Source organism: Dolichospermum sp. FACHB-1250 (assembly GCF_014696335.1).
Classification (GTDB): domain Bacteria; phylum Cyanobacteriota; class Cyanobacteriia; order Cyanobacteriales; family Nostocaceae; genus Dolichospermum; species Dolichospermum planctonicum.
Genome location: NZ_JACJPZ010000004.1, coordinates 18075 through 31081, shown reverse-complemented (window position 1 = coordinate 31081; position 13007 = coordinate 18075). Strand labels below are relative to the sequence as shown.

Below are 13007 nucleotides of genomic sequence, written 5' to 3'. Positions count from 1 at the left end.
AAGACTGTCTCAATAAATTTACTTTTGATAAAGCATGAAGGATTTACTACTTGAAGATTTGACAGCAATTGATCATAAACTTTCCCAGCGTCATATTGATCTTGACCCCAATGGCTATTTTATCATCTACATAGATAAAAATGAAGGATTGATTTATGCCAAGCACTTCACTAATATTATTAATGAGCGTGGTTTAGCGGTAGATCCAGAAACAGGTAAGGTCATTCCCGTACGCGGTAAGGTGGAAAGAACACACACAACCGTATTTAGTGGCCGCACAGCCAAAGAACTCTGTATTAAGATCTTTGAAGAAACTCCAGATTGTCCTATTACCTTCTTAGATCATGCAGCTTATTTAGGTAGAGAATTTGTCCGCGCTGAATTAGCTTTAGTATGCGGTAAAGATTATATTCAAGATTGATTAGTAGTAGTGATGAGTAAATACTTACCTCATCACTTATTACCTATTCCCCAGATTCTTTAGATTCTTTAGTTGCTGGTTGAAACACTTGGTAAATATAATATGTGGCCATGGGAATCACAGTAGCCGCAATTAAAAGCCCTACAACCCAAACAGTAGCATTGCCTTTATCAGTGTCTTCCGCTTTAGTGAACGTTCCTTCTACTTTGACAGTTTCTATTTTCTGTGGGGGACCTGGATCTGGTTTACCAGATAGAACCGCAACCAGGCGATCGCTCACATCCAAAAAACCCTGATTATATTTATTGCCATTACGCAAAAATGTACCTAATGTTTCTTCAGTAATACTCTGCGCGATCGTATCAGTCAATAGAGACTTAATATTATCACCACTAATTAAAGCAGTTCCATTAGTAACAGTGTCAACTAGTAATAACACTTGATTAGCTTGCTCTGCTGCGGTTGGAAACCATTTAGTAAATAATCCTTTGCCAAAACTTTCCGGTGTTTCACCGTAGTCAAGCCTGTGAATTGTTACAAGTCTCACCTCCTGACCAGTTTCCTGAGCCAAATCCTTGAAAGTCTTAGTCAAATTACCTTCATTAAATCGGCTAATCACATCACCTTGATCTAAAATCCAAGTATCTGCTGTTAAACCTGGCATTTCGTATACACCAGTAGCAGAAGCAGGTAAAATAAACAGCCAAGTCCCCATCACCATTACCAGTAAAGGTAAAAGAAGACGAGTAAAGTATTTTTTGTTACCAAATAACTTTTTGAGTAACTGTTGCATAGTATGAATCCTTAAACAGACTTGCAATCAAAATACTACATAATGAGGGACTTGGTAATTGGTAATTGGTAAGAAGTTCTTTTCCCTGTACTCCAGCATCGGCGGGGATATGTAACTTCATTAAGGTAATATTAAATTTAATAAAAGTAAAAAATCTTTGTTTAAGGAAATATCATGACAGCCTCTACCACCTTTGACTTAGTAGCACTAAATCAGCAATTGGAAACCGCAACCCCCAAGGAAATTTTAGCTTGGTCTATTAACAATATCCCCACGGGACTGGTACAAACTAGTGCCTTTAACGTTGATGACATCATCTTGACACATATACTGTATACAGAACTTGAGCATCCAGTTCCTGTAATTTTTCTTGATACCCTTTATCACTTTCCCCAAACCCTAGAATTAGTTGCTAAAGTCAAAGAAATCTATAACCTTGATTTAAAAACCTATAAAACACCAGATGTAGATAGTCGTGAAGCCTTTGCTGCTAAATTTGGTGAAGCCCTTTGGGATACAAATATTGCTAAATTCCACGATATTACCAAAATTGAACCATTGCAACGGGGTTTAGATGAACTGAATACCGTAGCCTGGATTACAGGCCGCCGTCGTGATCAAGCTATTACCCGTGCTACCATGCCTGTATTAGAATTAGATGGTAAGGGAAGATTGAAAATTAACCCCCTAGCTACTTGGACCCGTAAACAAAGTTGGGAGTATGTAGCTGAACATAAGGTAATTTACAACCCTCTCCATGACCAAGGTTATCCCAGTATTGGTGACGAACCTATTACCACTAAGGTAGGTGAAGGTGAAGACGAACGCGCTGGACGTTGGCGTGGAAGTGAAAAAACTGAGTGCGGAATTCATATTTAGTCAGTTGTTAGCAGTCTAGACGACTAAACCCCCGACTTCTTGAAGCAGTCGGGGATCATCCTACAATTAAATAAATTATGAAAATTCTTCATCTTTCAGATATCCATATTGGTAGCGGTTTTTGTCACGGGCGTGTTAATTCCCTCACAGGTTTAAATACACGATTGGAGGATTTTGTCAAGACATTATCTTTGTGTATTGACCGGGCGTTAAATGATCATGTAGATTTAGTTTTATTTGGTGGTGATGCTTTTCCTAATGCGACACCTGCGCCCTATGTTCAAGAAGCTTTTGCTCATCAATTTCGTCGCTTAGTAGATGCAGATATTCCCACGGTGTTATTAGTAGGAAATCATGACCAACATTCCCAAGGTTTGGGAGGCGCTAGTTTAAATATTTACCGAACTTTAGCTGTACCAGGTTTTGTGGTTGGTGATACTTTGACCACTCACCGCATTTCTACCCGCAATGGAGATATACAAATAATTACTCTCCCTTGGTTAACTCGTTCTACTTTGATGACTCGTCAAGAAACTCAGGGTTCTTCTTTGGCCGAAGTTAATCAATTACTCACAGAACGTTTACAAGTGGTAATAGAAGGCGAAATTCGTCGTCTTGACCCTAGTATTCCTACGGTACTTTTAGCTCATTTAATGGCTGATAATGCAACTTTGGGCGCGGAACGCTTATTAGCAGTGGGTAAGGGTTTTACTTTACCTTTGTCTTTGTTAACTCGCTCATGTTTTGATTATGTGGCTTTAGGTCATGTTCATAAACACCAAAATCTCAATAAATCTAATGACCCACCAGTGATTTATCCGGGAAGTATTGAACGGGTAGATTTTAGTGAAGAGAAGGAAGATAAAGGTTATGTCATGATAGACTTGGAAAAGGGGAAGGTAAATTGGGAATTTTGTCCTTTACCGGTGCGAATATTTCGGACAATTGAAGTAGATTTATCTAAACACGATGATCCACAAGCAGCTTTATTAAAAGGAATTGCTAAATATGATATTCAAGATAATGTGGTACGACTGATTTACAAACTGCGCTCAGATCAATTGGATTTAATTGATAACTCTTCCCTCCACAGTGCTTTAAAATCCGCCCATACTTACACCATTCAAGCAGAACTAGTCAGTCAGTTAGCAAAACCCCGGATTCCTGAATTGAGTACGAGTACCAGTATTGACCCAATGTCTGCTTTGAAAACATACTTAAATAATCGGGAGGATTTAAAAGATATCGCCCCGTCTATGTTAGAAGCAGCACAAAATTTGTTAACAGATGATCAGGAAATTATAAAATATAATCTCCCCGACTTATTGAAAAATTCGGGGATCTAACTCTAAAAAACTTAACAGTTAATTATGTTACAAATCTGCCAAAATTGCTATATTCTATAAACTCAGACTTGAGTTTGTCCTCAACTAAATAAAAATAAACACATTTATCTGGTGGACTTTCTATGTCCTTGTATCCTCAGATTAAGCAATTTTTCCTTGGTAAGTCCTTACCAACCAGCGCCCATAGCGAAGAGCGATTAAGTAACGGTGCGGCTTTAGCGGTTCTTTCTTCTGATGCTCTTTCCTCGGTAGCGTATGCTACAGAAGAAATTTTACTAGTTTTAGTCGCAGCAGGAAGTGGCGCTCTGGGTTTGTCCTTACCTATTGCTGTAGCAATTATCGTCCTCTTGGCTATAGTAGTCCTTTCCTATCGTCAAACCATTCGCGCCTATCCTCAAGGTGGTGGTTCTTACATTGTCGCTAGGGAAAATCTCGGTCTTTATCCCGGATTGGTGGCTGGTGGTTCGCTGATGATTGATTATATTTTGACTGTAACTGTCAGTATATCTGCTGGTACAGCCGCTTTGACTTCAGCCATTCCGGTACTGAAATCTCACACTGTCCTGCTGTGTTTGTTTTTCATCTTTTTGATTATGCTGGCAAATCTCCGGGGTGTCAAGGAGTCAGGACAGATATTCATGGTTCCTACTTATGCCTTTATTACCAGCATTTTTCTGTTAATTGGCATTGGTTTGTTTAAATATACCACTGGGCAGGTGATAACTGAATATCCTTCTCTTCCTGTTAGTGAAGGCATAAGTGTATTCTTCATTTTACGGGCTTTTTCCGCCGGTTGTACCGCACTAACGGGGGTAGAAGCAATATCTGACGGGGTTTTAGCTTTTAAAACTCCAGAATGGAAAAATGCTCGCCTGACTTTGTTATATTTGGGAGTGATTTTGGGATTTATGTTTGTGGGTATCAGCTACTTAGCAAACATTTATCATATTGTTCCCGAAGAAGGACAAACCGTAGTTTCTCTTTTGGGTAGGGTTATTTTGGGAAATGGACCTGTTTACTATTTCCTGCAAATTGTCACTCTGCTGGTTTTGATGTTAGCTGCTAATACCAGTTATGCAGATTTTCCCAGACTGTGTTATTTCTTAGCACGAGATGGATTTTTACCTCGTCAATTATCTCTCTTGGGCGATCGCTTGGTCTACTCTAATGGTATTATGCTCTTGAGTATCTGTGCAGGAGTCTTAGTAATTATCTTTAAAGGTCAAGTTAACGCCATTATTCCTCTCTACGCGGTTGGTGTATTTACTTCCTTTACTCTCTCCCAAGCAGGTATGGTACGTCACTGGTTTCAAGAACAAACCAGAGGTTGGCGTGCAAGCGCAATCATGAATAGCTTAGGAGCATTTTCTACCCTAATAGTGTTATTAGTAATTATTTGTACTAAGTTCCTATTAGGTGCTTGGCTGGTTGTAATCGCAATTCCTTTAGTAGTTACTCTATTTGCAGCTATTCATAGTCATTATCAATATGTAGCTCAACGTCTCAGTATCCACGATTTAGCACCCCGGACTTATATCTCCGTTCCCAAACCCGCAGTTGTCACTCACCCTGCGGTAGTTGTAGTGGGACAACTCAACCGAGGAACGGTAGAAGCTTTGGACTATGCGCGGACAATTGCAGATAAAATTGTTGCTGTTCACGTAGATATTGGTTCTACAGACCGGGAAGAATTACAAAAAAAATGGCAAAATCTAGAAGCGGATATTCCTTTGGAAATTATTGAATCTCCCTATCGTTCTGTAATTGACCCCATTGTAGATTTTATTGGTCAGTTCCAGAAAAATCACCCAGGTGTTTTCACAACTATCATTATTCCTGCTTTTGTTCCTCGTAATTGGTGGGATAGTATTTTACATAATCAAACAACTTTGTTTTTGAAAAATGCTTTACGAGTTAATAAAAGTCGCATTGTTACGACTGTTAGATATTACTTATGATAATTGTCAATTGTTAGGTGTTAATTTTTTAAAACTTCCGTTCAAACTCAATTACAGCGCGACTATCATCCGTTAAATTAGTAGAAGAACGGAGACGAAGTTCATTATTTATTCGGTAATTAATCCCCCATTGTAAAGGATCACTAGCAGTCAATATCTTAATAGTAGAAAGGGAAAACTTCGGAGAAATATCAACTCCTGCTTCTAAAGCCAATTCTAAAGATGAGTTATTTCTCCCTGCTTCTGGCCTTTGGGAAAGAATAGTGGGAAATACTCTTAATTCGCTTAAACCAAAAGCATCACCAATTTGATTAAATGCACCTTGGAAATTACTAAAAACGGCCGAACCAGCAATATTAATTAAACCCAGTTTAATGTCACCACGTTCTTTAGTATCAATGAACCCACCCCCTAATAAAGTGACAATTTGTGCTTCTGAACGTGAAGGATTGCTTTTGAGTTGCAAATTCTCATTGATTTGAGTAGCTAAACCATTAATACTTGCTTCGACTCGAACTGTTTCTAAACCCGATAAACCTAAAGAACCTACAGAATTTTGTCGGCCAATATCGTTATTTTGAACTACATCTAGAATTTTAGCAAATAGACGAATATCCAAATAAGGGTCACGGGGTTGACTAGAAACAAAAGTAGCGGTATGTTCATAACCTCGTGCTAAACCTAATTGGGTCGTGAATAAATTCACCGCACCTTTAGTTAGTTTAATAGTTCCTTCCGGTACGGGTTCAGTTAAAGAACCATTAACAATTAAATCCCCAGCAGCTTGGAACTTAAAAAGCGGTGGACTAGTAATTTGTACATTTTTACCTAAGTTCAATTCTAACTTATTTAACTTGGTAATTTTATTTTCTACCTCTGGAGATCTTTGAGAAATGCTGATTTTACCATTTGAGGAATTAACATTTTTAGATTCTGCTAACAATACTTGACCATCAAATAATTCTATCTTACCACCAATTACAGGTTGCAGAAGAGAACCTGTAATTTTTACATTACCACTAGCACCCCCTTGATATAATCCCTTGAGATTTAAAGCCAATTGTTCTAAATTAACAGTCAGTGCATTTTCTGTTTTAATATTTTGACTAGTAAAAATTGGTAGCTCTCCCACCACTTCAACTTTACCATTACTAAATCTACCTTCAAGACTGTCTACAAATACTCGGTTTAAATCAAACTCTGCACTACCATTTATATTGGTTAACTTTCCTGGTAATGCTTGAGCGCTAAAGGTAGCATTACTCAAGGAAGCTTTACCTTCAACCAACGGGTTTTTTAAAGTTCCCGAAACTTTTAAATCTAATTCTCCTTGTCCATTTTCAAAAGCTACTTCATTAGTAAAAAGATTTAGAAGTGTTAAACCTTCGTTTTTGACTTTCACATCTAAGGTAATTTGATTACCCTCGGATTTTCTAGTCGCAAAAGGTATTTCATAAGGAATACTCCCCGAAATTTCAGTTCCAGATTCTTTCCCCGTTCCTGAGACATTGCTACTAAAGTTTAATCTTCCATTAGCATAATTGAAAGTAGCGTTGGTTGATGCTATTTGTTTTTGATTAATTGTTCCTTCTGTAATGTTTAATTCTCCTATAGCTTGAGGATTATTAATACTACCTGCTATTGCTGTCGTTAAATTCAGTTTACCTCCAATTCCCACTGGTAGTTTCACTAAATCATTTACTCGCCCAAGAGGAAAATTTTCTACTGTCAATTTACCTGATTGTTTACTATTACCAATGTTACCTGTAAAGGTAATTAACTTTTGCTGAGATTGAATTTGTAAAGGTTGTAAACGGAAAATTCCCTCTTCTAAACTACCCTTAACTACTACTTTTTCCACCGCATAAAATCGGCTTGGTTCTGTTGGTTTACCCCAAGTAAAGTTTTGTCCTTGCAGGTTAAATTTCACTCTTGGTTGGTCGGTGGTAGCAGTATTAATACTGATACCACCGTTTAAAATCCCTTTTAAGTCTCTTAATTCTGGTATGGGTGTAGCATTTATCCGTTTTTGTTCTTGGGCAGTTACCAGGGCATTAATTTCCGATAACCTTTGAATTTGGCTGAATAAGGACTGATTTGGTAATTTTTGGGATTGAGCGGTTAACTCCTCAGCTTTGCCGTATTTTGGTGCTTTTAAACCACGTTGCAAGTCTTGAAGTTCAAATATTTGGGCAACATTAAGAATGTCTTGAATATTACCTTTGTCAATTTTGATGTTTGCTCGCAGTTGGGGTTTTTTAGTCCATGGTCTGATGTTTGCATCAAAGTTATATCTGCTTTCACCTTTGCGAAATTCGCTATTACCGAGAATAAATGTTTGATTATCATAGCGTAGTTGGGTTTGAAAGCCATCGCCTTTAATGCGGCCAATTTCTGGTTTCTCAATGGCTATATTCCCCTCTGTCGCTAATGTCTGGGAATTAATTTGTAAATTTCCACTTAATAATCCCCCCACACCTCCCGGACTTAATAGTGTATCATCTGGTAAAATTATATTTAATGCTCCTAATGGTAGATTAGTCATACCCACGGCTAAGTTACCATCTGTTTCTATACCTGATAACAATGCTTGTTGCCACTTGACTAAAAAAGATTTAGGACGATTATTACTATCTAATTTAAATGCTATACGCTCTTTTCCACCTGCAACATCTAAGGTTACTCCCTGTCCTGATACAGCTTGAACACTACCAGTTAGAGATGGTTCAAATGCCAATTTTTGAAGTCTTAAATCTGTAAATCCCAATTTACCTGTAATATTTGGTGCAGTGGGTTTTCCTCTCAACTGGCCACTAAAATCCAGATTTCCAGCAATATCTACGTTTTTAGGTAATTTAATGGGCAATTTTTGTAGATTATAATTATTTACATCTAAGTTTAAATTCATATCCGTAATTTCGGGAATCCCTACTTTTTCGGCATTAGCTAATAAATAACCTTTAACTTGGAAATTACCATTATTATAACTATCTATAGTTAGCTTTTTTCCATTCCAACCAATATATAACCAAATAGGTGGATCAATACCTGGCAAACCTCTATTAAATCGCAGTTGACCAACAGCAGCAATATCTGCTAATTTGGGAGTGGCTAAAGTTCCCGCTAGTTGTAATTTCCCTGTCAACTGTCCTTGTAACTGCTGACCAAAAGAGCGCAATTCTAACCCAGAAGTAGCCAAAGAAGCCTGATAATTTCCATCGTTAACTCGAATATCAGAGACCATAACCGTTCCGCTAGGAAGTTTCAATCTCCCTTTTCCCTCTCCCTGAATAGTTTCAGGTTGGAATGACTCCACAGAACCCCCTACCTGTAATTCACCTGTGATATTTCCTTGCCATGGGGATGGTACAGGTGCTAAACTAAGTAAGGATACATTATCAGCTTGAATTTTCGCCTCATAGCGACCTTCCGCAACTTGAATATTCCCAGCTTTAATTTTCCCCCCTCCCACAGATAAAAAGGCCTCACCCAATGCTGTGAGGGTTTTGAGTTGGAAATTTTCCCGATTACCCCCAATCATGAATTTACCTGTGAGGGGATAATTTAAAATCGGGTTGGTTTGTTTTTGTTTTAATATTGTGCCTAAGCGTAAATTTCTCCCTAGTAACAAGGCTGTGAAATTTTGCTCTTGTAAATTGATTTGGGCTATATTGACTGTACCACCCGCAATGTTAACATTCGCATTTTCAGGGATAATTGTCTCGATTTTAAATGGTGAGGAATTTCCTGATAAACGGATATTGCCATTAAATTCCGCCCCAGTTAACGAAATATTCTCCTGTTGTTTTTGGTCTATAAAGGAGGCTAATTTAATCTTATTAGCTTGCGCTAAAGCTTGCCAACGACCATTACTATAAGTACCACTACCCCTAACTATGCCACTACCTACATTAGCAACTAGATCACGGAAGGAAACCGTCTGGTCAGAATTAATAATTGTTGTTAACCTTGCGGGATATTTAGCTTGAGGTGCTTGCAATTTTACTATAGTCTGGGTTTTATTATCCGCTCCTTTGAGTTGGGCTGTAGCTGATAATAGTCCAATGGGGAATCCTGTTTGAATATTATATACTTGAGCGATCGCATCTCCGGCTATATTTTCCCCACTCAAGTTAAAATCTAGTTGGGGTACTGCACTCAGTTTAATTGTTCCCCCACCTTTTACCTGACCTTGATATGTAGTTTTTCCTTGGATATCTGTAATTTTCAGCAGAGACTTACTGCTTATCAGTTCAAATTTACTACTAACTTTCTGAAAATCTACTTTATCAATTCGGACAGTTTTCAAACTGCTGACACTACCGGATAATACTGGCTGGGAAATTCCTCCCAATATCTGTACATCTGCTTGAGCTATCCCAGTTACAGGAACTGGTAACTTGACTTTCAGAGTAGTTTGGGCATTAGCTAAACTTACCGCATTGACACGCCCTTTTAAATTAAATCCAGCTTCCTGGTCAATTGTACCTGATGCTGTAACGGGGATTTGCCCGTAGTTGGTAATTATCTGCTCTAATTTAATCGCCAGTCCATCAAAACTGAGATTCCCTTGACTATTATTTAATAATTGAGGTATTTTAGGGATTTGTACCGTTACTCCCGCTATGGCCGCCTTACCGTATAATAAGGTTTTCCCCCTGGGAACTACTTTAATTTGCAAATCACCATTGACTCTACCAGTTTTTAAGGTTAGTGGTAAAGTGACAATTCGCGTAATATCTGCGGCAAGAATGTTTTCCGCTTGTAGTCGAAAATCCCCAACTAAAACTTTCTGAGGAATTAAATCCCCGGTAATGGAAATATTACCCCCACTGACTGCCTTACCAGCTAATTCTAATTTAATCAGACGATTTTGATTTAAGAGTTTAGCTGTGCCATTAATTCCTGAAAATGCTACTTTCTCTGGTAAAGAATTTTTTTCTAAAACCGATACTTTCGGCACTAATACTAAATTAGCATCACGAAACCGCAATTTATCCAAATCAGTTTTAATCAATGCTTTACCCGGAGGCGGAGTTATAGTAGTAGTTAACCAGCGTCCTTGGGAATCTTGTTCAATATAAATATCTGGGTTAATTAAAGTTACATCTAATCGCAGATTGCGGTTAATAACTAATTGCCAAGGATCAAATCCCACTTCAACAGCTTTTGTATTTACCTTATCTGAATCCGTATCTGTAGTTGGTATCTCTGAAGCGGCAAAACTTACCCCTGTCAGGGAAAATGACTTAACTGCTCCCAATTTGACCGGACGGTTCAGGGTGTTAGTTAGATTTTGGGTAACTAATGGTACTAAATCATCATAAACGAAATTCCGCAACCGCCAAACACCGGCAATAATTCCCAGCACCAATACAGCACCTAAAACTAGTCCACCTCGACTTAATATTGTTAACCATAGACGCTCCAACCCAGAGTTTCTGGAGTGAGAATTTTGACCAGGAGAGTTAGACATGATGTTTTCACCACAACTTATGGGATGAGGAAGCCCGCTAAATTTACGCTGCTGGATATTTGACACTCACTTTCCCCATTATACCAAAAGCTGTCTTTCTAGAACGGAGTTTTTCACCAAAATTTTCGGGAAAAAGAGTAGAAAAGGTATTGACAAAGAGTTTTTAATCTGTTATCATAGAAACGACGAGGAAGAACTATCTTCTACTTTTATGTAAATTAATATTATTTTTATCACGCACAGGCGCGGATGGTTGGCACTTTTTCGAGAAAAAGAGTAGAAAAGATGTTGACAAAGAGTTTTTAATCTGTTATCATAGAAACGACGAGGAAGAACTATCTTCTGATAATTTCAGAAATCTACAGCAAAGAAGCCCAAGCAGATTTTATCAATAATTATTTTAAAAAAAATAGTTGAGAAAGTCAAGCCCGAAAATGAACTTTTTTCGTCGAGTTATTGAGAATATTCTCAAGATTATTGAGAATAGAGGGGCAATTATTCAACTTGACCTTTTTTTGTCAAATTCCTATTTAAAAAACTTATAGTTAATTAACTATATGATTGGAAAATCTTTTAGTTTAGCTGTGAGTCCTGAAAATCCGACAAAAATGATCTCAGACTTTTGCAAATGCACAACCTAGAACTTTAATATAAGTTAGACAAGAAATTAAAGGATAGATAATGCGTGTTTTTGTACTAATTTTTAACGCTGGTACGGATAATGAGGGCATTCACAGCGTTCGGATTACCAATGGCCAAGGGTTAGAAGGTAATCAAATCCTCATGTTTGAATCAGAAGATGATGCTACTCGCTATGCTTTAATGTTGGAAGCTCAAGACTTCGCTGTACCGACAGTGGAAATGATGGATGCTGCTGATGTTCAGGAATTTTGCGAAAGTGCCGGCTATGATTGGGAAATCATTCCCGAAAATAGTGAATTAGTAATTCCACCAGAAATGAACGTGGAAGAAACTGACTGGCAAGCTGAAGCCGAAATAGAGGATACTGGGAAGGATTTTCTTTCCGCTGGTCCATCTGTCCCGGAAATTGCTAATCCTAATTTAGACAGCATTCGTCGTCAATTAGAAGGGCTATTATAATTTGTCATGGGTCATTAGTCATGATCAGTAAATGACAACTGACTATTGATTTGTTACCACTGACCAAGAATATAGACTACACAAAATGACAAATTTCCAGGAACGCGGCCATCTACTCACAGAACAAGTTAATCCTCATAGTCTCAATCTAGACCAACTCAATTCCCTGGAATTGGTGGAGTTATTTAATCATGAAGACCAAAAAGCAGTAGCAGCAGTAGCAGAGGCTAAAGTTGAATTAGCAGCAGCTATTGATTTGACAGCGGACAGGTTACGTCAAGGGGGACGTTTATTTTACGTGGGTGCAGGGACAAGTGGCAGATTAGGAGTATTAGATGCTGCTGAATGTCCACCTACTTTCTGCACTCCGGCCGAGTTGGTACAGGGAATTATTGCCGGTGGTGCTGGTGCATTGGTTCGCAGTTCTGAGGATTTAGAAGATCGATCTGAAGATGGGGAAAGTGCCATTTCTCAACGACAAATTACCCAACTAGATGTGGTCGTCGGCATTACTGCCGGAGGAACAACACCTTTTGTTCACGGTGCTATTAATGCTGCTCGTCAACGCGGAGCTAAAACTATTTTTATAGCTTGTGTCCCCGCTGAACAAGTCACTATTGAAGTTGATATTGATATCCGTTTGTTAACAGGTCCAGAAATTTTGGCTGGTTCTACTCGTTTGAAAGCGGGAACTGTAACAAAATTGGCTTTAAATACTCTCTCCACTGGGGTAATGGTCAAACTCGGTAAGGTCTATGGTAATCGCATGGTTGATGTCGCTGTGACTAATCAAAAGTTACGCGATCGCGCTTTACGGATTCTACAAGACTTGACGGGATTAAGTCGAGAAGCGGCGGGTTTCTTACTGGAACGCAGCGGTAAATGGGTGAAGTTGTCCTTATTAATGCACTGGACGGGTTTAGATCAGGAAGCGGGTAAGGAACTACTAGCTGCACATTTGGGTAATCTCCGTCAGGCTGTAACTAGTTATAATCAAGATCATAATTCGGGTGTTGGTAAATGAAAGTGTGAA

Annotated in this window: 8 protein-coding genes; 6 read left to right on the top strand and 2 right to left on the bottom strand. The window is 38.4% G+C overall.

Annotation, left to right across the window (positions count from 1 at the left end; all coding sequences use genetic code 11):
• The first annotated feature begins 34 nt into the window (after window positions 1–34).
• A complete protein-coding gene (locus tag H6F39_RS02275; RefSeq protein ID WP_137907464.1) occupies window positions 35–421 on the top strand; it encodes a DUF4346 domain-containing protein in 387 nt (128 codons plus the stop codon).
• 43 nt (window positions 422–464) lie between these two features.
• Here the strand turns inward: H6F39_RS02275 and psb32 are convergent, their stop codons facing one another.
• Complete coding sequence (gene psb32 / locus H6F39_RS02270) at window positions 465–1214, bottom strand: photosystem II repair protein Psb32 (RefSeq protein ID WP_190396144.1); 750 nt, start codon at window positions 1212–1214, stop codon at window positions 465–467.
• A gap of 174 nt (window positions 1215–1388) precedes the next feature.
• Here psb32 and cysH point away from each other — a divergent pair, with 174 nt between their 5' ends.
• From cysH to H6F39_RS02255, 3 genes are all read left to right on the top strand, one after another.
• Entirely contained in the window at window positions 1389–2093 is a 705-nt protein-coding gene (cysH, locus tag H6F39_RS02265) for a phosphoadenosine phosphosulfate reductase (RefSeq protein ID WP_137907462.1), read from the top strand.
• A gap of 74 nt (window positions 2094–2167) precedes the next feature.
• Entirely contained in the window at window positions 2168–3439 is a 1272-nt protein-coding gene (gene sbcD / locus H6F39_RS02260) for an exonuclease subunit SbcD (protein WP_137907461.1), read from the top strand.
• 122 nt (window positions 3440–3561) lie between these two features.
• The gene (locus H6F39_RS02255) at window positions 3562–5397 is read left to right on the top strand and encodes an APC family permease (RefSeq protein WP_137907460.1); all 1836 of its coding nucleotides are present in this window, start codon (window positions 3562–3564) and stop codon (window positions 5395–5397) included.
• A 28-nt stretch (window positions 5398–5425) separates the two neighbouring features.
• Here H6F39_RS02255 and H6F39_RS02250 read toward each other — a convergent pair whose 3' ends face one another.
• Window positions 5426–10873 carry a translocation/assembly module TamB gene (locus tag H6F39_RS02250; RefSeq protein WP_190396143.1) on the bottom strand — a complete coding sequence of 1816 codons (5448 nt, stop codon included), beginning with the start codon at window positions 10871–10873 and terminating at the stop codon, window positions 5426–5428.
• Window positions 10874–11554: 681 nt separating this feature from the next.
• On the opposite strand from H6F39_RS02250, the gene H6F39_RS02245 reads away from it, so the two are divergent.
• Both H6F39_RS02245 and murQ read left to right on the top strand, forming a co-directional pair.
• Entirely contained in the window at window positions 11555–11974 is a 420-nt protein-coding gene (locus H6F39_RS02245) for a DUF3110 domain-containing protein (protein ID WP_190371869.1), read from the top strand.
• Window positions 11975–12059: 85 nt separating this feature from the next.
• The gene (murQ, locus tag H6F39_RS02240; protein WP_137907457.1) at window positions 12060–12998 is read left to right on the top strand and encodes an N-acetylmuramic acid 6-phosphate etherase; all 939 of its coding nucleotides are present in this window, start codon (window positions 12060–12062) and stop codon (window positions 12996–12998) included.
• Window positions 12999–13007 lie beyond the last annotated feature (9 nt).